General features: G+C 70.6%; 19 protein-coding genes. 13 read left to right on the plus strand and 6 right to left on the minus strand.

Annotated features, from left to right (window positions below):
• Positions 1–141 precede the first annotated feature (141 nt).
• The 8 genes from ACWDU4_RS15855 to ACWDU4_RS15890 all read left to right on the plus strand — a co-directional run bounded on the left by ACWDU4_RS15855 (position 142) and on the right by ACWDU4_RS15890 (position 12020).
• On the plus strand, positions 142–4770 hold the full coding sequence (locus ACWDU4_RS15855) for an NAD-glutamate dehydrogenase (RefSeq protein WP_450114860.1): 4629 nt from the start codon (positions 142–144) through the stop codon (positions 4768–4770).
• Between the two features lie 68 nt (positions 4771–4838).
• Positions 4839–5594 (plus strand): histidine utilization repressor, encoded by a 756-nt coding sequence (gene hutC / locus ACWDU4_RS15860; protein ID WP_450114905.1) that lies wholly within the window; start codon positions 4839–4841, stop codon positions 5592–5594.
• 145 nt (positions 5595–5739) lie between these two features.
• A complete protein-coding gene (locus ACWDU4_RS15865) occupies positions 5740–6840 on the plus strand; it encodes an LLM class flavin-dependent oxidoreductase (protein WP_450114861.1) in 1101 nt (366 codons plus the stop codon).
• Positions 6837–7478 carry an FMN reductase gene (locus ACWDU4_RS15870; protein ID WP_450114862.1) on the plus strand — a complete coding sequence of 214 codons (642 nt, stop codon included), beginning with the start codon at positions 6837–6839 and terminating at the stop codon, positions 7476–7478. The genes ACWDU4_RS15865 and ACWDU4_RS15870 overlap by 4 nt, the downstream gene beginning before the upstream one ends.
• A 117-nt stretch (positions 7479–7595) precedes the next feature.
• Complete coding sequence (locus tag ACWDU4_RS15875; RefSeq protein WP_450114863.1) at positions 7596–9278, plus strand: SulP family inorganic anion transporter; 1683 nt, start codon at positions 7596–7598, stop codon at positions 9276–9278.
• A gap of 254 nt (positions 9279–9532) precedes the next feature.
• Positions 9533–10174: a hypothetical protein gene (locus tag ACWDU4_RS15880; protein ID WP_450114864.1), complete on the plus strand. Its 642-nt coding sequence runs from the start codon at positions 9533–9535 to the stop codon at positions 10172–10174.
• A gap of 86 nt (positions 10175–10260) precedes the next feature.
• Positions 10261–11229 (plus strand): helix-turn-helix domain-containing protein, encoded by a 969-nt coding sequence (locus tag ACWDU4_RS15885; protein ID WP_450114906.1) that lies wholly within the window; start codon positions 10261–10263, stop codon positions 11227–11229.
• Positions 11230–11477: 248 nt separating this feature from the next.
• On the plus strand, positions 11478–12020 hold the full coding sequence (locus ACWDU4_RS15890) for an OsmC family protein (protein ID WP_450114865.1): 543 nt from the start codon (positions 11478–11480) through the stop codon (positions 12018–12020).
• A 19-nt stretch (positions 12021–12039) separates the two neighbouring features.
• Here the strand turns inward: ACWDU4_RS15890 and ACWDU4_RS15895 are convergent, their stop codons facing one another.
• Entirely contained in the window at positions 12040–13632 is a 1593-nt protein-coding gene (locus tag ACWDU4_RS15895; RefSeq protein ID WP_450114866.1) for a bifunctional 3'-5' exonuclease/DNA polymerase, read from the minus strand.
• A gap of 32 nt (positions 13633–13664) precedes the next feature.
• Positions 13665–14867 (minus strand): low temperature requirement protein A, encoded by a 1203-nt coding sequence (locus tag ACWDU4_RS15900; protein ID WP_450114867.1) that lies wholly within the window; start codon positions 14865–14867, stop codon positions 13665–13667.
• 145 nt (positions 14868–15012) lie between these two features.
• Here ACWDU4_RS15900 and ACWDU4_RS15905 point away from each other — a divergent pair, with 145 nt between their 5' ends.
• Together ACWDU4_RS15905 and ACWDU4_RS15910 are read left to right on the plus strand one after the other, a co-directional pair.
• Positions 15013–16278, plus strand: a complete 1266-nt coding sequence (locus ACWDU4_RS15905; protein ID WP_450114868.1) for an aspartate kinase — start codon at positions 15013–15015, stop codon at positions 16276–16278.
• A gap of 4 nt (positions 16279–16282) precedes the next feature.
• Positions 16283–17320, plus strand: a complete 1038-nt coding sequence (locus ACWDU4_RS15910; protein WP_450114869.1) for an aspartate-semialdehyde dehydrogenase — start codon at positions 16283–16285, stop codon at positions 17318–17320.
• A gap of 91 nt (positions 17321–17411) precedes the next feature.
• Here the strand turns inward: ACWDU4_RS15910 and ACWDU4_RS15915 are convergent, their stop codons facing one another.
• Both ACWDU4_RS15915 and ACWDU4_RS15920 read right to left on the minus strand, forming a co-directional pair.
• Positions 17412–17792 carry a DUF309 domain-containing protein gene (locus ACWDU4_RS15915; RefSeq protein WP_450114870.1) on the minus strand — a complete coding sequence of 127 codons (381 nt, stop codon included), beginning with the start codon at positions 17790–17792 and terminating at the stop codon, positions 17412–17414.
• Positions 17793–17802: 10 nt separating this feature from the next.
• The gene (locus ACWDU4_RS15920; protein ID WP_450114907.1) at positions 17803–18759 is read right to left on the minus strand and encodes a hypothetical protein; all 957 of its coding nucleotides are present in this window, start codon (positions 18757–18759) and stop codon (positions 17803–17805) included.
• Positions 18760–19034: 275 nt separating this feature from the next.
• Between ACWDU4_RS15920 and ACWDU4_RS15925 the strand changes: the two genes are divergently transcribed.
• The 3 genes from ACWDU4_RS15925 (at position 19035) to ACWDU4_RS15935 (ending at position 21678) form a co-directional block, all read left to right on the plus strand.
• A complete protein-coding gene (locus tag ACWDU4_RS15925) occupies positions 19035–20498 on the plus strand; it encodes a catalase (RefSeq protein WP_450114871.1) in 1464 nt (487 codons plus the stop codon).
• A 116-nt stretch (positions 20499–20614) separates the two neighbouring features.
• On the plus strand, positions 20615–21055 hold the full coding sequence (locus tag ACWDU4_RS15930) for a Fur family transcriptional regulator (RefSeq protein ID WP_450114872.1): 441 nt from the start codon (positions 20615–20617) through the stop codon (positions 21053–21055).
• Between the two features lie 146 nt (positions 21056–21201).
• Complete coding sequence (locus tag ACWDU4_RS15935) at positions 21202–21678, plus strand: Dps family protein (RefSeq protein WP_450114873.1); 477 nt, start codon at positions 21202–21204, stop codon at positions 21676–21678.
• Positions 21679–21863: 185 nt separating this feature from the next.
• Here ACWDU4_RS15935 and ACWDU4_RS15940 read toward each other — a convergent pair whose 3' ends face one another.
• Together ACWDU4_RS15940 and ACWDU4_RS15945 are read right to left on the minus strand one after the other, a co-directional pair.
• Positions 21864–23330, minus strand: coding sequence for a pyridoxal phosphate-dependent decarboxylase family protein (locus ACWDU4_RS15940; protein WP_450114874.1), 1467 nt, complete (start codon positions 23328–23330; stop codon positions 21864–21866).
• Positions 23327–24676 carry an MFS transporter gene (locus ACWDU4_RS15945; protein WP_450114875.1) on the minus strand — a complete coding sequence of 450 codons (1350 nt, stop codon included), beginning with the start codon at positions 24674–24676 and terminating at the stop codon, positions 23327–23329. The genes ACWDU4_RS15940 and ACWDU4_RS15945 overlap by 4 nt, the downstream gene beginning before the upstream one ends.
• Positions 24677–24692: the final 16 nt, after the last annotated feature.

Here is a 24692-nt window from a genome sequence, read left to right on the forward strand (position 1 = left end):
ATGACTTGTATATTCCTGTCTATACAACCTCCTGTCAAGAGGCGTCCCGGCAGCGCCGCCCGACCCCACACCCTCGACCCGCCGGAATGGACCGCCCCCCACAGGCCGGGAGCAGCGTGGCTCCCGCCGGAAGGTTCCGCGATGACCACCGTTTCGTCCCAGAAAGTCCCGACCCCCATCGGCGAGGCCACCGACGTCCTCGCCGCCGCCTACTTCTCCGACGCCCGTGCCCTCGTCGACCCGGGCCGCCGCGACCGGATCCTGGACCGCCATCTGGCCCTGGCCCGCGACCGCGGCGACCGCGACAGCCTGGTGCGCACCATCTCCGCAGGCGAGACCGGCCCCGGTCCCGCCGTGCAGATCGTCGGCACCGACATGCCGTATCTCCTCGAGGCCGTGCTCGGCGTGCTGGACGACGCCGCGGTGACGCCAGAGTTCGTGCTGCACCCGGTGCTGCGCCTGCATTACGGCTCGGACGCCGTCTCCGGACCGGTGCCGGTGCCGCCGTCCGACGAGCGGGTCGACGACGCCGCGACCGAGTCGTGGATTCACGTCGCGCTGCCGCCGGGGACGATCGACGCCGCCGAGCTCGGCCTCCGGATCGAGCGGGCGCTGGCCCGGGTTCGCCTGGTGCGCGCCGATTCCGGCGAGCTGGAACGGGTCAGGGTCGAGTTGGTCGGGCGCCTGCGGGCGGCCGGCGAGCACCGCGCCGCGGACTTCCTCGCCTGGTGCAGGCCCGGTGTGTTCCGGCTGCTCGGCGCGGACGGTGCCACGGACGGTGGAGTGGGCGAGGCCGCGTTCGGCCTGCTCCGCGACCGGGGGCTCGCGGCCGAACTGCGCGAACTCGATGCCTCCGTGTTCGCGATCACGCCGGTGCCGGCACCGGCGGGGCTCGGGGGTGACGACGGGATGGTCGCGATCCGTGCCCGCCTCGACGGCCATCTGCATCTGCTCGTCGGGACGTTCGCCGCCGTGCACCCGGACGTGCGGCACATCCCTCTGGTCGGGGACCGGGTGCGTGAGCTGCTCGCGGCGTCCGGGCACCACGTCGGTTCCTTCACCGGACAGGCCGTGCTTGCCCTGGCGCAGACGCTGCCGCTGACGGAACTGCTGGCCGCCGACCCGGAGCCGCTGGCCGCCGCGCTCGCCGACCTCACCGCCTTCGACGCGAACGAGCGGATGCACCTGGTCCTGCGCCGCACCCCCGGCCGCCGGAACCTGTCCGCGCTGTTGTTCGTCCCCCGCGACCGGTTCGGCACCGCGGTGCGGAGGGCCGCGGCCCGGATCCTGGTCGACGGGCTGGAGGCGACGAATCTCGAGTCCACCAGCCGGATCTCGTCGGCGCCGCTCGCCACCGTCCACCTGACGATGACGGTGCCCGACACGGTCACCGTGTCCGAGGACGTGGCCCGCCGTCTCGGCGATCGGATCACCGCCGCCTGCCAGGGCTGGGACGAACGACTGCTCGCCGACGTCGAGACCGGCCGGCGTCCGGCGCTCGCGGCGTTCGCGTCCGCACTGCCGGAGAACTACAAGCAGGACTTCGGCGCGGACCGGGCGCGACGTGACCTGGCGATCGTCGAGGAGCTGGCCGCCGGGGACGTCGCCGTGCGGCTGGTGCGGTCGCCCGAAGGGCCGGGCACACACCGGCTCTCGCTCTACGTGGCGGGACGGCCCGCCTCGCTCGGTGATCTGATGCCGCTGCTGCAGAGCCTCGGGGTGGAGGTGCTCGACGAGCGCCCGTACCCGCTGCGCGCTCCCTCCGGATCGCCCTGCTGGATCTACGAGTTCACCGTGCGGTACCCGATCGCCCCGGACGGCGACGGGTTCGAGGGTCTGTTCGCCGACGCGTTCACCGCACTGTGGCGGGGCGATTCGGAGCCGGACCGGCTGGGAGAGTTGGTGGCCCGTGCCGGACTGGACTGGCGCGCCGTCGGGGTGCTGCGGGCCTATGTCGAATTCCTCCGGCAGGCCGGCTTCGCCTACGGGAGCGCACACGTCGCCGACGTGCTGTGCGCCCACCCGCACATCGCCCGGGCGCTGATCGAATGCTTCACCGCACGATTCGATCCGCATGCCGCCGCGTCGGACGGCGGGGCCGCCGCCGCGGAGTCGGCCGCGGAACTGATCGAGGCGGTTCTCGGTCTCGACGCCGACCGGGTGCTGCGCGCCCTGCTCGGTCTGATCCGGAACACGGTGCGCACCAACCGCTTCACTGCCATCCGGCGTGACTGCCTGGCGCTGAAGTTCGACTCGCGGGCGATCGACGAACTGCCCGAGCCCCGGCCCCGACACGAGATCTTCGTGTACTCCCCGGCCGTCGCCGGAGTGCATCTGCGGTTCGGCGCGGTGGCCCGCGGCGGGCTGCGCTGGTCGGACCGGCGGGAGGACTTCCGCACCGAGGTTCTCGGACTGGTCAAGGCGCAGGCCGTCAAGAACGCGGTGATCGTGCCGGTCGGGGCGAAGGGTGGCTTCGTGCTGCGCCGCCCACCCGTCCCCACTGGGGACGCGGAGAAGGACCGGGACGCGCTGCGGGCGGCCGGAATCAACGGGTACCGCACCTTCATTCGCGGACTTCTCGACCTGACCGACAACGTCGACCGGACCACCGGTGAGGTGCGTCCCGCGCCCGAGGTGGTGCGCCGGGACGGCGACGACACCTATCTGGTGGTCGCGGCCGACAAGGGCACCGCGACATTCTCGGACATCGCGAACTCCGTTGCCGCCGAGTACGACTTCTGGCTCGGGGACGCATTCGCCTCGGGCGGCTCGGTGGGCTACGACCACAAGGCGATGGGCATCACCGCCCGCGGCGCATGGGAGTCCGTGACGCGGCACTTCCGCGAACTCGGCGTCGACGTGGCGACCGAGGAGATCACCGCTGCCGGGATCGGGGACATGAGCGGCGACGTGTTCGGCAACGGCATGCTGCTCAGCCGGCATCTGCGGCTGGTGGCGGCGTTCGACTACCGGCACGTCTTCCTGGACCCCGATCCCGATGCCGCCCGGTCGTTCGCGGAGCGGGAGCGGCTGTTCGGATTGCCGCGGTCGTCGTGGGCGGACTACGACCGCACACTGATCAGCGTCGGCGGCGGCGTGTGGGAACGGTCCGCGAAGTCGGTGCCGATCTCCGCGCCCGCGGCGCGGGCCATCGGCCTCGACGCCGGTGTCACCGCGTTGACCCCACCGGAGCTGATCCGCGCGATCCTGCGCGCCCCGGTCGATCTGCTGTGGAACGGCGGGATCGGGACCTACGTCAAGGGCGCCGACGAATCCCATCTCGACGTCGGAGACAAGTCGAACGACGCGGTGCGGGTGGACGGGTTCGAGTTGCGGGCCCGGGTGGTCGGGGAGGGCGGCAACCTCGGGCTGACCCAGGCCGGACGCATCGAGGTCGCGCGGGGCGGCGGCCGGATCGGTACCGACGCCCTCGACAACTCGGCCGGTGTGGACTGCTCCGACCGCGAGGTCAACATCAAGGTGTTGCTCGACGGACTTGTCGGGTCGGGACGGCTGGACGCGGCCGCACGCAATCGCTTGCTCGTGGAGATGACCGACGACGTCGCGGCCCTGGTGCTGGCGGACAACGTCTCCCAGAACGAGCTCGTCGGGACCGCGCGTGCCGACGCGGCCGAGATGCTCGGCGTGCACGCGCGTCAGATCGCCGCGCTCGAGGCGTCCGGCGCGCTCGACCGGGAACTCGAGGTGCTGCCCGACGGGGCGGAGATCGCGGCCCGTGCCCGGGCCGGCCGAGGTCTGTACTCGCCGGAACTGGCGACGCTGATGGCGCACGTGAAGCTGGACCTGAAGGCGACATTGCTCGGCGGCGACCTCGTCGACCAGGACGTGTTCCTGCCGACGTTGCAGGCCTACTTCCCCCAGCGGCTGCGGGAGGCGCACGCGGACGACATCGCCCGGCACCCGCTGCGGCGGGAGATCGTCGCCACCGCGTTGACGAACACCGTCGTCGACCGCGGCGGCCTGACGCACGTGTTCCGATTGGGCGAGGAGGTCGGCGCCGGTCCGGAGGACGTGGTGCGGGCGTTCACGGTCGTCGCCGAGGTCTTCGGCCTACCCGAACTGTGGGCGCGGATCGCCGCGGCACCGGTGTCGACGCAGGTCGCCGACGAGCTGATCCTGGTGACCCGGCGGCTGCTCGAGCGGGCGTCGCGGTGGCTGCTGACCCGGCGTCCGCAACCGCTTGCCGTCGGCGCCGAGATCGCCCGATTCCGGGATCGGATCTCGCGTGCCTCCGACATGCTCGACGACTGGCTGGTCGGCGCCGATCGCGACAACCTCCGTGATCGGACGCGGGCGGTCGCCGAGCGCGGTGCCCCCGACGACCTGGTCCGCGCGGTCGAGTTCCTGCTCGACCGGTTCGGGCTGCTCGACGTCGTCGAGATCGCCGAACTGGCCGCCACCGACCTCGCCGTCGCGGGCGAGCTCTACTTCCGGGTGGAGGAACGGGTCGGTCTGGTGCCGCTGTTGAACCGGGTCTCCGCGTTGCCGCGGGAGGGGCGGTGGAACGCGCTGGCGCGGTTGTCGCTGCGGGACGAGCTGTACGGCACGGTACGGGCGATGACCCTCGGCATACTCGGGCAGGCCGCGCCGGGCGACACCCCCGACGCGATGCTCGACGACTGGGAGCATCGGAACGCCGCCCGGATCCGCCGGGCCCGGATCGGGTTGGCGGAGATCGAGGATTCGGGCGAGTGGGACCTGGCGGCGCTGTCCGTCGCCGCCGGTCAGTTGCGTGCGGTCGTGGGGTGAGCCGGTCGGTAGACTTCATGAGCCACGGACGGGCCGGTGGTGGTCTTTTCGAGGAGCGGATACAGCCGATGGCGATGGTCGATGCGGACACCGAACTCGCTGCGCTGTTCCGGGAGGCCGGCGGGGAGTCGGTGCCCGCCTACGAGCGGGTCAAGAATCTGGTGACCGCGCAGATCCGGTCCGGGCGTTGGGCCGAGGGCGACCAGCTGCCGTCCGAGAACCAGTTCGTCCACGCTCTCGGGTTGTCCCGGATGACCATCAACCGGGCGCTGCGCGAGCTCACCGGGGACGGGCTGATCGTCCGGATGATGGGCGTCGGGACGTTCGTGGCGAGCACCAAGACGGCCTCGCCGCTGTTCGAGGTGAAGAACATCGCGGACGAGATCCAGCAGCGTGGCCACCGGCACCGGACCGAGGTGGTGCTGATGCGGGAGGAGGAGACCGATCACGCCTCCGCCTTCCTGCGCGAGTCGGTCGGCCGCAAGGTGTTCCACTCCGTCCTCGTGCACTACGAGGACGACACCCCGATCCAGGTCGAGGACCGCTTCGTGAACCCCGCCGAGGCGCCCGACTACCTCGCGCAGGATTTCACCGTGACGACTCCGAACGACTACCTGACCCGGGTGGCGCCGCTGGTGCGGGGCGAGCACGTCGTCGAGGCGGTGCTCGCGAGCCCGGAGGAGTGCCGGATGCTGCAGATCGAGCGCGGTGAACCGTGCCTGCTGATCCGGCGGCGCACCTGGTCCGAGCACGGGCTGGTCAGTACCGCCCGGCTGGTGCACCCCGGGTCACGCAACCGGCTCGAGGGTGCCTTCACCCGCTGAGTCCGCGCGCCGGGAATGCCTCGCGGTGAGCCGTGGTTCATCTGATTGAAAGTTGAACCACTAGGCACTTCGTGCCTGTGCGCCCTTCTGGTGGCTCCGACCACCGAAGGGCGCACAGGTGCCGGAGGCGCACGAGGAGGCGGGAATGCAGTTCGGCATCTTCACGGTCGGCGACGTCACGACCGACCCGACCACCGGTCGCACCCCGACCGAGGGCGAACGGATCAAGGCGATGGTCGCGATCGCGCAGAAGGCCGAGGAGGTGGGCCTCGACGTCTTCGCAACCGGCGAGCACCACAACCCGCCGTTCGTACCCTCGTCGCCGACGACCATGCTCGGCTACATCGCGGCACGCACCGAGAAGATCGTGCTGTCCACGTCGACGACGCTGATCACCACCAACGACCCGGTGAAGATCGCGGAGGACTTCGCGATGCTGCAGCACCTCGCCGACGGCCGCGTCGACCTGATGCTCGGCCGCGGCAACACCGGCCCGGTGTACCCGTGGTTCGGGCAGGACATCCGGCAGGGCATCCCCCTCGCCATCGAGAACTACGCGCTGCTGCACAAGCTCTGGCGCGAGGACGTGGTGAACTGGCAGGGCAAGTTCCGCACCCCGCTGCAGGGCTTCACCTCCACCCCGCGTCCGCTCGACGGCACCCCGCCGTTCGTGTGGCACGGGTCGATCCGCAGCCCCGAGATCGCCGAGCAGGCCGCGTACTACGGTGACGGCTTCTTCGCGAATCACATCTTCTGGCCCACCGACCACTTCCAGCGCCTGATCGACCTGTACCGCCGTCGCTACGAGCACTACGGGCACGGGTCCGCGGACCAGGCGATCGTCGGGCTCGGCGGGCAGGTGTTCATGCGCAAGAACTCTCAGGACGCGGTCCGTGAGTTCCGCCCGTACTTCGACAACGCCCCGGTCTACGGGCACGGCCCGTCGCTCGAGGAGTTCACCGAGCAGACCCCGCTCACCGTCGGCAGCCCGCAGGAGGTCATCGACCGGACGCTCACGTTCCGGGAGTCGTTCGGCGACTACCAGCGCCAGCTGTTCCTCATGGACCATGCCGGCCTGCCGCTCAAGACCGTGCTCGAGCAACTGGACCTGCTCGGCGAGGAGGTCGTGCCCGTGCTGCGCCGCGAACTCGACGCCAAGCGGCCCGCGCACGTGCCGGACGCGCCGACCCACGAGTCGCTGGTCCGGGCGGCGGTCGCAGGCGACGTGCCGCAGGTGACGCGATGACCGCCCGCACCGTCGCGGTGGTCTCCGCGGGCCTGGGCCAGCCGTCGTCCACCCGGATGCTCGCCGACCGTCTCGCCGCGGCCACCGCGCTGGACCTGGGGCCGGACACCGAGATTCGGACCGTGGAGCTGCGCGACCACGCCCACGACCTGATGAACAACATGCTCACCGGGTTCCCGTCGGCCGCGCTGCGCGAGGTGATCGACACCGTCACCGGGGCCGACGCCCTGATCGTGGTGACGCCGATCTTCAACGCCTCCTACAGCGGACTGTTCAAGTCGTTCTTCGACGTCCTCGAGGTGGGTTCCCTGGACGGGATGCCGACGCTGATCGCCGCGACCGGCGGCACGGCCCGGCACTCACTGGCGCTCGAGCACGCGGTGCGGCCGATGTTCGCGTACCTGCGGGCGGCGGTGGTACCGAGCGCGGTGTTCGCCGCGTCGGAGGACTGGGCCGGCACCGCCGGCGTGGACCGGTCCGGTGGCGAGGGTGTGGATCGGGGGCTGGCCGACCGGATCGACCGCGCCGCAGGCGAACTGGCCGGCGCGGTGACGGGGCGCGCTCGCGTCCGGAAGGCGGACCCCTACGACGACCCGATTCCGTTCGAGGACCTGCTCGCCGCGCAGCGAGCAGGGTGATCCGCCGGCGCCTCACCCTTCGCAGGTGAAGCCGCCCGGTCCGCCACCGGCCAGCATGGGCATCGGCGGCACTCTTCGTGAACGGGTGATGCGATGCGGCGCGAGGTGGATCCTGCGGTGACGACGACACCGGACCGGCGGTGGTGGCTGTTCGCAACTCTGCAGGGCTACGACCGGCGATGGTTGCGGCCGGACGTCATCGCCGGTCTGACGGTGTGGGCGGTCCTCGTCCCGGAGGGCCTGGCCTACGCGACCATCGCGGGCGTGACGCCGGTTGTCGGCCTGTACGCGGCGATCCCGTCGCTGGTGCTGTACGCGGCAGCCGGCAGCTCCCGGCACTTGATCGTCGGCCCGATGTCCGCGACCGCCGCGCTGTCGGCGGCGATGGTGGCACCGATCGCCGGGGGCGACGACGGCAGGTACCTGGCGCTCACCACCTGTCTGGCGATCATGACCGGCCTGGCCGGGCTGCTCGCCGGGTTGATGCGGCTCGGCTTCATCGCCTCGTTCATCTCGGAACCCGTGCTCAAGGGATTCATCGTCGGTCTGGCGCTGACGATCATCATCGGCCAGGTGCCCAAGCTGTTCGGCGTGGAGAAGGCGGACGGCAACTTCTTCGAGCAGGCGTGGGGGGTGGTCACCCACCTCGGCGACACCCAGTGGCGGACCCTGATCGTCGGCCTGCTCGGCCTGGCCGTGGTGCTCGTGCTGCGTCGGTGGTTGCCCCTGGTGCCGGGCTCGCTGGTGGCGGTGCTGCTCGGAATCGCCGCCGTGCAGCTGTTCGGTCTCGACGACAAGGGTGTCGACATCGTCGGGACCATCGAGTCCGGGCTCCCGTCGGTGGGCCTGCCGAACGGGCTCGGCTTCGACGACTACCTCGGCCTCGCCGGCCCCGCGGTCGGGGTGCTGTTGATCGGTTTCGCGGAGGGGCTCGGCGCGGCGAAAACCTATGCGGCCAAGGCGGGGTACGAGGTGGACGCGAACCGCGAGTTGTACGGCCTCGGCGCCGCGAATCTCGGTGCGGGGCTGGCGTCGGGCATGGTGGTGAACGGCAGCCTGTCCAAGACCGCGGTCAACGGGGGAGCGGGCGCGAAGTCCCAGGTGAGCGGTCTGGTCGTGGCCGCGATGACGGTGATCACCCTGCTGTTCCTGACCGGCCTGTTCGAGCAGTTGCCGGAGGCGACGCTGGCCGCCGTCGTCATCGCCGCGGTGATCGACCTGGTCGACTTCGCGTCGCTGCGCAGGCTGTACCGGGTCTGGACGCACCGGCTCGGAAGCATCTACGGCTTCGCCGCGCGACCCGACTTCGCCGCCGCGATCGCCGCCATGCTCGGTGTGCTGCTGTTCGACACCCTGCCCGGCCTGGTCATCGGCATCTCGGTGTCGATGTTGCTGCTGCTGTACCGGTCGGCGCGTCCCAACGTCGCGATCCTGGGACAGGCGAAGACCCTGTGGGTGGACACCGACCGGCACCCGGACGCCGACGTGCGGGACGACGCCGTTGTGGTGCGGGTCGAGGGCGGGCTGTCGTTCGCCAACGCCGACCACGTCAAGGAGCGGGTCGAGGCGCTGTGCACGGAGCGAACCCGGGTGGTGGTGCTGGACGCCGAGACGATGCCCTACATCGACGTCACCGCGTCGGAGATGCTCGGGCAGCTGCAGACGGCACTGCAGCACAAGGGGATCGACCTGCGCATCGCACACGACATCGGACAGGTGCGCGACGTCCTGCGTGGCGTCGAGCAGGACGGCGGGGACCTGGCCGTGTTCCGGACGGTGGACGATGCGCTGGCCGGGTGATCCCGCCGCCGAAATGCGACACCGGACAATTCGCGCACGGAGATCCGATGATTCGTGCCGATGCCCGAGGTACTCGCTCGCCCCGTCGGCGATGTCGGTGGGTGTCACCTGCGCCGGAGTCCCACGTCGAGTCACGGCGCCGCCCGAACGCCCGCCCCGGGCCCGTCCGCGTGGGGGTTGCGTCGTGGTGACGCTGTGTGAGGATTCACGGATGCTCTGCGTTGACACACGGTCGAGCGGCTGGACGTCGGTGCATGCACGCTGACACCGAATGGCTATCCGCTGTGGTGGCTCGCCCGCCTGCTGCCACCCACCCGCCCGCGAGCCGATCCGCTGCGGGTCACGTCCCCGGCAGCACCTTCGGCGCGGGCCGCTACCGGTTGCTGCACTGCTGCGGCGGCTCCTCGACCGTGGAGTTCTGGCACGGCCGGGATGTGGTGACCGATCGGGACGTCGGCCTGACGGTCGTGACCTGCACGTCGCGTGACGAGCTCGACATCGACGAGGTGTTCGCGCGCACCGTGTGGATGTGTGGGGTGAACTCGCCCGCGCTGGCCCGGATCGTCGACATGGTCGGCACCGCGTTCGGCGGTGTCGTGGTCGCAGACTGGCGGCAGAGTTGTTCGCTCGCCACCGCCGCCTCGGTGCTGCCGTCGCGGTCCGACGCGGCGAGGGCGGCCCGGCCGTTGACCGAGACCATGCGGGTGGTGCACCGGTCGGGTGGGGTGCTCGACCTGGAACAGCCCGGGCGGCTGCGGATCGGGGCCCGCGGCGAGCTGTACCTGGCGTTTCCGGGCACGCTTCCGAGCGCGGACCGGTTCACCGACGTGCGGGGACTGTCGACCGCGCTGCGTGGACTGGTCACGGGCGGGGCCGGTTTCGCGGCTTCCGCGTGATGACCGAAAGCGTTTCGCGCCCGGCCTTTCCCGCGTAGGGTGCTGGCCGTCACGGTTGTTCGAGGCGTCGGGTGGCTGGGGTGAGCATGCACGGCAGGTCGTTGCCGCCATCGGTGTCGTTGACGCAGCGGTGGCGCGGTGGGGTGCGGTTGAGCGGACCGGACGGAATCGACTCGCTGTCGGTGGGGGTGGACGTCGCCGCGGAGCGTCCCCACCGGTTCCGGGCGATGATGCGCGCCGTGGATGTCGGATCGGTGCGGGTGAATCGGCTACGGACCTCCGCGGTTTCGGTGGTCCGGTCGCAGGACCGGCTGGGCGACGCGCACGGTGACTACCTGTCCGTGGTGGTCGCCCGCTCCGGCGGAGCGACGGTCGAGCAGCGGCGGACCCGCTGCCGGCTGCGCACGGGGGAGGCGGCTTTCGTCGACTTCGCCGCACCGTTCGAGGTCATGTTCTCCGGGCGCGGTGACTACGTGTCCGCCTACCTTCCCCACGCGACGCTGGCGGCGCGGTCCGTCGACGTGCGCTCGCTCGCCGGGGTGGTGATGCCGGCGGAGCCGCTCACCGTGCTGCTCGGCGCGGTGCTCGAGCAGTTCAGCGAGATCGACCTGTGCACAGACGATTCCGCGGACGTGGCGCTCGTCGAGCACGCCGTGGTGGACCTGTGCCTGGCGGTGATCCGACGGGCACAGGGGCGCTGCCCCGACGCCGAGTCGGCGGTCTCCCGAAATCGTGCTCGCGCAGTGGAGTTCGTCGAGAACAACTACGCGGACCCGACCCTGACCATCGCGAAGGTGGCGGCGGCGATGAACGTCAGTCCCCGCTACCTGCACCGGTTGTTCGAGTCGGAGCAGCACTCGGTGTACGAGCTGATCCGCCTGCGCCGCGTCGGCCGGGGGCTGCATCTGCTGACCGACCCCGCGCACGCGCACCTGACCATCGGCCAGGTCGCCGTCCGCAGTGGATTCGTCGGGCCGACCCAGTTCGGTCGCGCCGTCCGCGACATCACGGGCTCGACGCCCCGGGCGATCCGGCGCGGGGCCGCCGCGAGGTGACTTCGTCCCGGGTCGGCCTCGCCCGGCTCCGGGGGCCGGGTCGCGGCGGGTGAGTCGTCGGGCTAGAGTCTGCGACGTGACCTCTTTCGCCGGGATCGACTCGCCGCTCACGCGGCGTCGTCATGTCGATTTCGCGCTCGTGTGCACGTCCGGGTGTCCGCAGTCCTGATCGGCCTGCCCCGGCGAGGGTTTCCCCGCCGGGATCTCGACAATGCCCGTACGCCCCGAAACGAAAGAGCTTCCGGCACATGACCGCTACATCTGTCTCACACCTGTCTTCGATCATCACCGCCACCGCGGATGCGGTCGCCCGCGACACCGGCAAGGCCCACGCGGTCTTCCGTGCGTCGGCGCAGGCCCACGACGCCGTGGCCAGCACCATCGGTCTCGGCAAGTACTCGATCGAGGTCGACGAGCCCCCGGCCCTCGGCGGCGCCGGCGCGGCGCCGAATCCGGTCGAATACCACCTGGCGTCGCTGTTGTCGTGCCAGATCGTCACCTACCGGTTCTGGGCGGAGAAGCTCGGCATCCGGGTCGACGACATCTCCGCACGGGCCGAGGGTGACCTCGACGTGCGCGGCTTCTTCGGCTTCGACGACGCGGTCCGCGCCGGATTCGGTGAGATCCGCGTCGTCGTCACGGTGACCGGGCCGGAGACCGACGAACGCTACCGGGAGCTGCAGGAAGCGGTGGACGCGCACTGCCCGGTCCTCGATCTCACGCGGAACGAGACGCCCGTCTCCACCGTCCTCGAGACGTCCCGCGAGTCGGCCCCGGAGGGCGTCGAGTAGTGAATCACCCAGCCGGACATCACTTTCGGTGTTCGGCGGGTGGGGCGTCCGACTCGTGTCCGGAGGCGTCCGGGTCCGCGTAGCAGTCGCGGACGGCGAGATCCATCGGGAAGCGAACCTCGGTGTCGCCGAACAGCAGTCGGGTCGCGGCCGCGGTCGCGTCGAGGACGTGCCGGGTGGCCGCGTGTGGGTCGCGGCAGTGCACGACCACCTCGTCGTGCTGGAAGAACACGAGGTCGCCGCCACCGTCGGCGAGGCGGCCGGTGTCATCGCCGGCGAGGCGGCGGCGCAGTTCGGCGAGCAGGCACAGTGCCCACTCGGCGGCGGTGGCCTGGACGACGAAGTTGCGGGTGAACCGCCCGCGCGCGTGTGCGTCCCCGTGCGACCACCAGCGGTCGTCCGGTGGCGGGCAGGCCCGCCCCAGCCAGGAGCGTACGACCTCGCCCCGTTCGCCGGCCCGCGCGGCGTCCTCGACGTACCGTACGGCGACGGGAAAACGTTTGCGCAGCAACGTGAGCAGGTACCGCGCCTCGCCGGCGGTGGCGCCGTAGAGCACGCCGAGGATCGCGACCTTCGCCTTTGCGCGGTCGCCGCCGAACACCTCGGCGGCGACCGGGGCGTACAGGTCGTCGGCGCCGGCGGCCGCGACCATCAGCGGATCGCGCGACATCGCGGCCAGGATGCGGGGTTCGAGCTGACCGGCGTCCGCGATGACGAAGGTGTGGCCGGGATCGGCGATCACGCCGGCGCGCACCGGTTTCGGGATCTGGAGTGCGCCACCGCCGCGGCTGGCCCAGCGGCCGGACACCACGCCGCCGGGCACGTACACCGGCCGGAACCGGTCGCCGCGCACCCAGGTGTCGAGCCAGGTCCACCCGTTCGCGGAGTGCAGCTTGGCGAGATCGCGGTAGCGGAGCAGGGGATCGACGGCGGGATGGTCCACGTCGCGCAGCAGCCACGCCCGCGTCGAGGTCAGTTCGATCCCGTCCCGGGCGAACGCGGCCACCACCTCCGGCTGCGACGCGGGATTCACCGGTCGGCCGAAGGCGGCGCTCACTTCACCGGCCAGATCCCGAAGTCGGTGCGGCAGAACGTCCGCCGGCACCCGGGGGCCGAGGGCGGATTCGAGCATGCGGTGGTGTGCGGCCGCCGAGAAGGGCATCCCGGTGTGCCCCATCTCCGCCGCGGCGAGGGCGCCTGCCGACTCGGCGGCGACGAGCAGACGCAGGCGGGGATCCGGTCCGATCGCCCGCACCTGTTCGGCGTGCTCGGCGACGAGCGCGGCCGGATCCGCCGCGGGGGTGGTGTCGAACAGTCCCGGACGCTCGTCCGCCGGCGGCGCCGTGGCCGCAGGTGGATGGCCGGCCCGGGTGCGCAGCAGCGCGTCGGTGAGGGCGAGGTCGTGGCAGCGTTCCACCCGCAGCCCGGCCCGCAGCACCGCCGGGTACACCGCGCCGGTGTCGGGCCAGACCCACCGCGGGCATTCGGGTTCGAGTGCCCGCACCGCGGCGGCCGCGTCCGGGAAAGACGTGGGGGAGCCGATCACGGCGCCGCCCTCGTCGGTGCGGACCGTGACCACTCGCTCCGGGCCCGGCGCCAGCACCACTCTCACCCGCCCAGTGTGTCGGACGGGACCGACACGGTTCAGTGCCGGTGCCGGACCTCGTCGCGTGGCTCGGCGTAGCGCCACGTCTCGAATCCGATCATCGTCGCCAGTGCCGCGGTGAGCACCGACAGCGTCACGAGCGCCGGGGTGTGCCAGAGCACGGGGATCAGCGCGACCAGCACGGCGGCCGTCACCACCCGGGGGTAGGTGATGGAGCCGGTCGGGTACGCCTTGAAGTAGACCAGCGCCAGCAGGTACAGCGCGGCGCCGCCGAGCAGCGCCACCAGCGGCCAGCCGTACAGCGGGTCGGTGAGGCGGTGGTGGTTGCCGTCCGCGACGTACGAGAGCACCTTCTTCAGCCCGAGCGACATCAGCACGATCCCGGCCACCATCGGCATGTGCGCGTAGGTGTAACAGTGCTGGGCGATCTTGATCAGCCGGGTGCCCGCCGCGGACTCGAAGGCGTGCTCGACCGCGAGCGACGTGACGTCGAAATACGTCCACCACATCAGGGCCGCCACCGCGAGACCGAGCAGCGTCGCGACGATGATCGCCCACGAGATCGGCAGCGCCGCCACCCCGATGCCGATCGAGGTGATCGATTCGCCCAGCGCGATGATGACGATCAGCCCGTGGCGTTCGGCGAAGTGGCTCACCGACCGCAGCCGCCACCCCGCCCCGCCGACCAGCGTGCCGAGGTAGTCGCCGGCGAGGGCGAGGAACCACATCGCCGTCTGGGCGGGACCGGTCAGCTGGGACGCGATCAGCAGGCAGGCGGTCCCGATCGCCATGCTGGGCACGAAACGCAGGACCTGCCTGCGTAGCTGGGGGTCGTCCCTGCTGATGACGAAGAACATCAGCAGGTGCAGGAGCCGCACCACGAAGTACCCGAGCGCGAACACCACCGGACCGCTGAGCCCGCCGGGCAGATCGTGGAACGCCTCGGGGATGGTGAGGGCCACGATGAACATCGCGCCCATCGCGGCGAACAGCACCACCCGGGCCACGCCCTCGTCTGCGCGGACCAGATTCCACAACCAGGAGTACCCCACCCAGCACCACCACAGGACCGCGATGACCAGCATCCCGCGCAGCAGGTTGGTGCCGGTCGGGTCGTCGGCCATCAGATCGGTGACCCGGGTCAGCGCGAACACGAAGACGAGGTCGAAGAACAACTCGAGCGGGGAGACCGAGGCCCGCTCCTGGACCTGCTGCACGCGCAGCCGTCGGGGAATGCTCATTCGCTCATGGTGGCAGCGGTGAACGGCCACCGCAGCCTCGCGGGCCCGGACAGCCCGGCTGGATGAGAGCGGCGCGGTCGCCGTCGGTAAGCTTGACGATCGGACTTGTAACCAGACAGACCCCAGACCCCGGAGGTTGATTGGCGTGGCGCTCGTCGTGCAGAAGTACGGCGGATCCTCGGTGGCATCCGCCGAGCGCATCCGACGTGTCGCCGAACGGATCGTGGAGACCAAACGCGCGGGCAACGACGTCGTCGTCGTGGTCTCGGCGATGGGTGACACCACCGACGAGCTGCTGGACCTCGCGCAGCAAGTGTGTGACACGCCACCGGCACGTGAAATGGACATGCTGCTGACCTCCGGTGAGCGGATTTCCAACTCCCTCGTCGCGATGGCCATCCACGGCCTCGGCGAGGAAGCACGGTCGTTCACCGGCTCGCAGGCCGGCGTCATCACCACCGGCGCGCACGGGAACGCCAAGATCATCGACGTCACCCCCGGCCGGGTCCGGGATGCCCTCGACCGCGGCTCGATCGTGCTGGTCGCCGGTTTCCAGGGCGTCAGCCAGGACAGCAAGGACGTCACCACCCTCGGTCGCGGCGGGTCCGACACCACCGCTGTCGCGCTGGCCGCGGCCCTGAAGGCCGACGTCTGCGAGATCTACACCGACGTCGACGGCATCTACACCGCCGACCCGCGGATCGTGTCCGACGCCCAGCGCCTCGACACCGTCTCCTTCGAGGAGATGCTCGAGATGGCGGCGTGCGGGGCGAAGGTCCTGATGCTGCGCTGCGTCGAGTACGCCCGCCGCTACAACGTGCCCGTGCACGTCCGTTCCTCGTACACCACCAAGCCCGGCACCATGGTGTCCGGATCGATGGAGGACATTCCCGTGGAAGAAGCCATCCTCACCGGCGTCGCGCACGACCGCTCCGAGGCCAAGGTCACCGTCGTCGGCCTGCCCGACGTGCCCGGATACGCGGCCAAGGTCTTCCGCGCCGTCGCCGATGCCGAGATCAACATCGACATGGTCCTGCAGAACATCTCGAAGGTGGAGACGGGCAAGACCGACATCACCTTCACGCTGCCGCAGACCGATCTGCCCGCCGCGGTGGAGAAACTGACCGCGCTGCAGGGCGAGATCGGGTTCTCCGAGGTCCTCTCCAACGAGAGCATCGGCAAGGTGTCCCTCGTCGGCGCCGGCATGAAGAGCCACCCGGGCGTCACCGCCACCTTCTGTGAGGCACTGGCCGAGGCCGGCATCAACATCGACCTGATCTCCACCTCGGAGATCCGGATCTCGGTGCTCGTCGACGACGCCGATCTCGACAATGCGGTGCGCGCGATCCACAAGGCATTCGATCTGGGCGGCGACGAAGAGGCCGTCGTCCACGCGGGAACGGGACGGTAACCCCATGGGTCTGACCATCGCAGTCGTCGGCGCAACCGGACAGGTCGGCGCCGTCATGCGCACCCTGCTCGAGGAGCGCAACTTCCCCGCCGACAAGGTGCGGTTCTTCGCATCCGCCCGTTCGGCCGGAACCACCCTGCCGTTCCGTGGCGAGGACATCGTCGTCGAGGACGCCGCCGCCGTGTCGGACGAGGACCTCAAGGGCATCGACATCGCGCTGTTCTCGGCCGGTGCCACCCTCTCGCGTGCGCAGGCCCCGCGGTTCGCCGCCGCAGGCGCCACCGTCATCGACAACTCGTCCGCATGGCGCAAGGACCCCGAGGTTCCCCTCGTGGTCAGCGAGGTGAACCCGGAGGAGGCGAAGAACCCGCCGAAGGGCATCATCGCCAACCCGAACTGCACCACGATGGCCGCGATGCCGGTGCTCAAGGTGCTGCACGACGAGGCCGGTCTGCAGCGGTTGATCGTCTCCAGCTACCAGGCGGTCTCCGGTAGCGGCCTCGCCGGTGTCGAGGAGCTCGCCTCCCAGGTGCGCGCGGTCGTCGACGACGCCGAGCAGCTCGTCCACGACGGCGCTGCGGTGGAGTTCCCGGCGCCGAACAAGTACGTCGCGCCGATCGCGTTCGACGTCATCCCGCTGGCCGGCGCGTTGGTCGAGGACGGCAGCGGCGAGACCGACGAGGACCAGAAGCTGCGCAACGAGTCCCGCAAGATCCTGGGCATCCCGGACCTGCTGGTCAGCGGCACCTGCGTGCGCGTGCCGGTGTTCACCGGGCACTCGCTGTCCATCAACGCCGAGTTCGGCAATCCGCTCTCGGTCGAGCGTGCGAAGGAACTGCTCGCCGACGCCCCCGGCGTCGAGCTGGTCGAGGTCCCGACCCCGCTGGCCGCCGCAGGCAACGACCCCTCCCTCGTCGGTCGCATCCGCCAGGACCCGGGTGTCCCCGGCGGCCGCGGCCTTGCGCTGTTCGTGTGCGGCGACAACCTGCGCAAGGGCGCCGCACTCAACACCATCCAGATCGCGGAGCTGCTCGTCGGCTGACCGCCGGTCACCCGCTCCCGACGTTCCCCAATGTCACATTGGCTCACTTCAGGTGAGCCAATGTGACATTGGGGAACTCGTGTCTTGGGGGTCAGGGGAGGCGGAGCCGGGGGATCGGGGGCTGTGCCGGATAGGTGGGGGCGGACCGCTCGCCGAGTTCGGCGCGCAGGTGCTCCGCCCACCCGACCAGGCCGGTGACGTCCAGGGCGTGTGGCGCGGCGGATTCGTGGGCGCCGAGCAGGTCCGCGCCGCGACGCAGGGACGAGGCGGCGGCCGGGTCGTGCCGGGTCACCTGGGTGAGCCCCTCGACGAGAAGCGTCAGGCCCTGCCACAGCTCGAGTTCGTCCTCGGGGATCGACGCGGTCATTCCCGCCAGCAGGACCGCGGCCTCCTCGGGTGCGCCGTGATCGAGCAGTCGCTGGGCCTCGGTGACCGCGGCACCGGGAGCGAACCGCGGACGAACGTCGGTCATGACCCAAACGCTAGCCCGCGCGGTCGGCCTCGGGAAGGGTCTCGGTTCCGGTGACGGGCGTCATGACCTCGGGGACGGGAGCGACGACCTCGGGGACGGGACCGCGCAGCAGCCTGCCGACGACGCCCTCGTCGACGGCCAGCGCCTTGACGATCACCGCGGCCGCGACCACGACACCGGACTGGATGAACATCCAGGTGATGGCGGTGAAGATGAGCCCGAGCTCGCCGAACTTGTCCGACGCCGACGACGTGGCAAGCGGAAGGTAGAGGACACCGGCCAGCCCCACGGTGGTCAGCCCGGCCGAGGTGACCGCCGCGGTCGCCCACAGCACGCGGCCGGTGAGCCTGCCCTCGGTGAGCAGGTAGGGGACCGCCGCCCAGAGGGCGAACCAGATCACGGCCTCGCCGCACATCGCCAGGGGCGGTCCCACCCAGTCCAGCGACGTCAGCTTGCGGACCCAGCCGAGCAGGCCGACCGAGGTCGCCACGGCGATCAGGACCGCCAGCCACCGCCACCATCCGCGCAGCGTCAGCGTCGGCACCTTCCATATCCGCCCGTAGACCCGGCCGAGGGCACGTGCGAACGAGGTGCCGCCGAGCAGCACCATCAGGATGCCGACGACCCCGAACGCGGCGAAGGTCGGCGGGCTCGCCTCGATCGTGTCCGCGGTCGTCGTGGTGATGGTGGTCAGGGCGCCGGGATCGATGCCGAGCTGGTCGGAGAACGCCTCCGAGACGCCACCGAGGTTCCCGATCGTGCCGACCGCGATGATCAGCGGCAGCACCGAGGTGAACTCCTGGGCGGCGAGGGTCATCGAACGGTCGGCGAGCTCGATGTCGGCCAGACCACGGAGGATGCGGGCAACGGTCCGGCCCGCGACGGTGCCGCGCAGCCAGCCGTGTGCGGTTTGTCTCCGTACCTCGAGTGCTTCCCTGGCCAGCGCGACCGACAGCTTGGTGGACATCACGCTTCAAGTGAACTCTATTTCGCCTGGCCGAGTGCGGTTTCGTGGGGCGCGTCGCCGTGTCGTCCGGGGACCACCGCACCTCGGGGCGGTTCGGCGGGCGGAAGGGCGACACGCCCCCGCTAATCTTGACTAGTTCCAGAAAAGGTGTTGTGGTGGTTCCGGCGGCCGAGTTCAGCCCCCGCCGTGAACCCCCACGGCCGGCCGCCGCCGGGTTCGACCGAGGTCCGAACGAGCACCGCGCCCTCGGCGCGGAGAAAGCGAAGGGATCACCCATGAGCAATGACCCGAAGACCACCGACACCACCCTGACCACCGCGGTCGGCGCACCGGTGCCGGACAACCAGAACGTCCAGACCGCCGGCCCGCGCGGTCCGCAGCTGCTGCAGGACGTCTGGTTCCTCGAGAAGCTCGCCCACTTCGACCGCGAGGTCATCCCCGAACGGCGGATGCACGCCAAGGGATCCGGCGCGTACGGCACCTTCACCGTCACGAACGACATCACGAAGTACACGTCGGCGAAGATCTTCTCCGAGGTCGGCAAGAAGACCGACCTGTTCGTGCGGTTCTCCACTGTCGCCGGCGAGCGCGGTGCCGCCGACGCCGAGCGCGACATCCGGGGATTCGCGGTGAAGTTCTACACCGAGGAGGGCAACTGGGACCTCGTCGGCAACAACACCCCGGTGTTCTTCTTCCGCGACCCGCTCAAGTTCCCCGACCTGAATCATGCGGTCAAGCGCGACCCGCGCACCAACATGCGCAGCGCCAACAACAACTGGGATTTCTGGTCCAGCCTGCCCGAGGCGCTGCACCAGGTGACGATCGTGATGAGCGACCGCGGGCTGCCTGCGTCCTACCGCAACATGCACGGATTCGGTTCGCACACCTTCAGTTTCATCAACGCGGCCGGTGAGCGATTCTGGGTGAAGTTCCACCACCGCTGCCAGCAGGAGATCAAGAACCTCACCGATGCCGAGGCCGCCGAGCTGGTCGGTCAGGACCGGGAGAGTCACCAGCGCGACCTGTACGAGGCGATCGAGCGCGGCGAGTTCCCGAAGTGGAAGCTGATGGTGCAGATCATGCCGGAGGCCGACGCGCAGAAGGTGCCGTACCACCCGTTCGACCTGACCAAGGTGTGGCCGAAGGGCGACTACCCGCTGATCGAGGTCGGCGAGTGGGAGCTCAACCGCAACCCCGACAACTACTTCGCCGAGGTCGAGCAGGCCGCGTTCAACCCCGCGCACGTCGTGCCCGGCATCAGCTTCTCGCCGGACCGAATGCTGCAGGGACGACTGTTCTCCTACGGCGACGCGCAGCGGTACCGACTGGGCGTCAACAACTTCCAGATCCCGGTCAACGCTCCTCGCTGTCCGGTGGCGAACTTCCACCGGGACGGCGCGATGCGGGTGGACGGCAACATGGGCAGCTCGCTGCACTACGAGCCGAACTCCTACGGTAAGTGGCAGGAGCAGCCGCAGTATCGCGAGCCGGCGCAGGCGGTCGGCGCCGTTGCCGACCACTTCGACTACCGCGCCGACGACGACGACTACTACTCGCAGCCGCGGGCGCTGTTCAACCTGATGGATGCAGACCAGAAGCAGGCGCTGTTCGACAACACCGCCCGCAACATCCACGGTGTCGACCCGCAGATCATCAAGCGGCACATCGACAACTGCACCAAGTGCGATCCCGCGTACGGGGAGGGCGTCGCCAAGGCGCTCGCTGCCCTCGACGCCTGACGCCGCGTCGCGCGGGGCGAGGGGTCGTCTGCCGGTCCGTCCGGTTGGCGCCCTCCTCGTCCCGCGAGGAGGTGGTTTTCTTGACTTATTCCAGAAATCGGGCGGATACTGGGGCCATGCGAGACGCCGGCTCCGACGCGGACCCCCGTGGGCTCCTGCGTGCCGCGGGTCTGCGGGTGACCGCGCCTCGAGTCGCGGTGCTCAACGCGGTCACCGCGAAACCGCACACCGATGCCGACGGGGTTGCCGCCGAGGTCCGTGCGGAACTCGGTTCGGTGTCCACGCAGGCCGTCTACGACGTGCTCAAGGCATGTGTGAACGCCGGACTACTACGGCGCATCGAGCCCGCAGGCTCGCCTGCCCTGTTCGAGACCCGGACCGGGGACAACCACCACCACCTGGTGTGCCGCGAGTGCGGCGCCGTTGTCGACGTCGACTGCGTCGTCGGCCACGCGCCCTGCCTCCAGCCCTCCGACGACCACGGCTTCGTCATCGACGAGGCCGAGGTCGTGTTCTGGGGACTCTGCCCGGACTGCCGGCAGTCGCAGGACCGCTGACCGTCCGCGCCGCCGATTCGTTCCACGGGCCGTGGTCTCGGCCACACCGGGAACCAATTCGCCGGGAAAGGCGTTGAACTACATGAAGAATGAACCCCGCTGAGGGGTTCGCAGTGTAAACCGGACCGACAGTAGAGGAGACGACAATGACCAACGGTCCTATTGCCAGCACACTCGACGCGGGACAGCAGCGGATCGCCGGGGAGGCCCTGCAGGGCACGGTGGTCGACCTGATCGACCTCAGCCTCGTCGCCAAGCAGGCACACTGGAACGTCGTCGGCCGCAACTTCCTGTCCGTGCATCCGTCGCTGGACGAACTGGTCACTGCGGCTCGCGATTTCACCGATGCCGCCGCCGAGCGTGCCACCGCGATCGGTGTCAGCCCGGACGGCCGTGCCGCGACGGTGGCCGCTGATGCCGGCACCACCGGTTTCGGTGCCGGCTGGACCAGCGACAGCGATGTCGTCGACGCCATCGTGGCGAACCTTGCCGCGGTGATCGAGCGACTGCGCGAGCGCATCGAGGCGACGGAGAAGGCCGACCCCGTCACTCAGGACCTGCTGATCGGCATCACCGCGAAACTCGAACAGCTGCACTGGATGTGGCAGGCGATGGCAGCCTGACCCCAGTGTTCGTCACGACAGGGGCGTCACACCGGCCGGTGTGACGCCCCTGTCGTTGTCGGCCGACGGCCGCCCGTTCTCGCACACAGTTCATGCCCGCCGTCCATGGCGCCGATCCGAAGGCCATGCGGACGGACGTGATCGCCCTGACCGACCGGGCCGCCGCGCCCTGAACCGGTCCCGGCCTATTCCATGAAGCGGGCCAGGAACTCGATCAGGAGTCGTTCGGCGACCGGCTCGGGCAGGGCCTCGATCAGGGCCAGGAGCTCGGCCATCGGGCCGTCCAGGCCGCCCGACGGGTCGAGGCCGACCATCGCCAGCACGGCGGCGCAGTTCTCGCTCGTCAGGTCCTCGATCCGGATCTGACCGGCGGCCGCCACGAAGTCGGCGGGGGCCTGCGCGCCCGGCACCCCGCGGACGCGATCCGCGGCGGCGGTGAGCGCATCGGCGAGCTCACCGACCACCGACTCGGTGACCGGAGTCAGCGTCAGGTGTGTGGTGCGGGGCAGGACGGTGCCGTCGGCCTGGGTGCGGCCCGGTTGCGGTTGCAGGACCCAGCCCAGCTCCTTCGCGGCGTCCGCCCAGCGGTGCGGGTCCACCCGCCGTGACTCCGGCACCTCGGGGTCGGTCGCGACGGCGAGCAGCGGGCCGACCGGGTCGCCGACCACCCGCAGGCCGTCGAGTCCGTCGACAACCTTCCGCAGCTGCTCCGCCGACCGGGCGATACGCCCGGTCAGCTCGGCGAAACCGCTGCGGCCCAACGCTCGCGACACCGCCCAGCCGGCCGCGATCGGCATCACCGTCCTCGAACCGAGCATCGTCGGATTCACCACCGCGTAGCCCGGCCAGGCACTGGTCGCGAACCACTGCCTGCGGTGCCGGTCCCGGTCGCGGTACAGCAGCACCGACACGCCCTTCGGGGCGTAGCCGTACTTGTGCAGGTCCACCGACAGGCTGGCGACACCGGGCACCCGCAGGTCGCACGCCGGACGGTCGTCCGCGCCCGGCCACCACGGCAGCACCCAGGCGCCGATGCAGCCGTCCACGTGCACCGGGACACCCTGCGCGGCACACACTTCCGCGATCTCCGCGACCGGGTCGAGCGCGCCCTGCGGGTACGACGGTGTCGACGCGACCGCCAGCGCCACCGACTCGTCCAGCGCCGCAGCGACATCGGCGGGCCGCAGCCGGCAGGTGTCCGGGTCGACCGGCAGCACCCGCAGTCGCAGGTCCAGGTAGTGCGCGGCCTTGATGAACGCGGCATGTGCCGTCGATCCGATCACCAGGGTGGGCCGATCGTCCCGGCCGGTAGCCGCGCGCCAGCTGTCGCGGGCGGATTTGACTGCCAGCATGCAGCTCTCGGTGCCGCCGCTCGTGACGGAGCCGACGACGCCGTCCACGCCGTCGGCGAGCACGGAGCGGGCCAGCCCGACGAGATCCCGTTCGAGGGCCGCGACGGACGGAAACGTGGTCGGGTCGAGGCCGTTGAGCGGCTGGGCCTTTCGCGCCGCCGCGCCGGCGAGGTCGTCGAGTTCGGCGACACCCGGGTCGTACACGTACGACAGCAGCCGCCCGCCCGACGTGGGGGCATCGGCGGTCCGGAGTTCGTCGAGCCGGGCGAGGATCTCCTGCGGCGACTGTTCGAAGTTCACTGGTGACTCCTGTTCCTGTCCTCTGCCGCCAGCCGGTACCGGCGGAGAACGAGCATGCTCACCGCGACCAGGACGGCCGGGGCGGCGGTGAACGCCAACGCGATACCGGTCAGCGCGGTCTCGGACTGGGCGACGACGTCGTCGCCACTCGACGAGACGAACCCGGTGGCGGCAAGGATCACCAGCACGAGCGCCGGACCCAACGCCATCGCGACCGTCTCGGCGGCCGTCCACACCCCGCTGAACGCGCCCGCCCGGACGGTGCCGCCTGCCCGCTGCTCGTGGTCGGTGATCACGTCCGGCAGCATCGACATCGGCAGCATCTGCATTCCGGCATAGCCGATCCCGGCGACCGCGACCACCGGGTAGATCCACGGGCCGGCGCCGGCCAGCAGGCCGAGCAGGGCGATCGTGGCGGCGAGGAACAGTGTCGACGCCAGCAGGAAGGTGCGTTGCTTGCCCCAGGCGTGGACCAGCCGGATCCACAGCGGCATCACCGCGACCGCGGGAGCGACCAGCGCCGCGAACAGGATCGACACCGCGCCCTCGGAGTCGAGTAGATAGGTCGCGACGTACTGGGCGCCGCCGAGCATGGTGCCGGTCGCCAGCGCCTGCAACGCGAAGGTCAGCAGCAGTACCCGGAACGGTTCGCTCGACCGCACCGCGGCAAGGGCATCGGAGAACCCGTGCGCGGAAACGGAATCGGGACTCTCGCGCGACGGGCCGCGGGGGGCGATCGCCCACGCGGCCAGCATCCCCGCCCCGAGCAGCAGGCCGGCGACCACACCCATCGCCAGATAGCCGGGCCGCCCACCGCCACCGATCTCGCGCAGCGCCGGACCACCCGCACCGAAGAGCAGGATCGCGACCCCGAGCAGCGCGACTCGCCACGACATCAACCGGGAGCGTTCGTGATAGTCCTCGGTCAACTCGGCGGGCAGCGCAATGTACGGCACCTGGAACAGGGCGAACGCGATCGCCGCGAGGATGAACGCGACCGCAACCCACAGGCTGCTCGCCGCGGTGGACAGCCCGGCCGGTACCGCGAAGGTCAGTGCGAAGAACACCGGCAAGGCGAGCGCGCCGAGCAGCAGGAACCGGCGACGGGTGCCGGTCCGAGCGGCCTCCGCGTCACTGCGCGACCCGACCAGCGGATTGACCAGGAGATCGAGTGCCTTGGGGGCGAAGACCACCACGCTCGCGACAGCGGCGGGAACCGCGAGGGTGTCGGTGAGGTAGTAGGCGAGCACCAGCCCCGGGAGCGTGGCGAACCCGCCGGTGCCGACCGAGCCGAGGGAGTAGCCGGCGACGGTCGACCTGCTCAGGCGTGGGGGAGCGATGGTCATTCGGTCAACATAGGAC

It is taken from the genome of Rhodococcus sp. NPDC003348 (assembly GCF_053589375.1).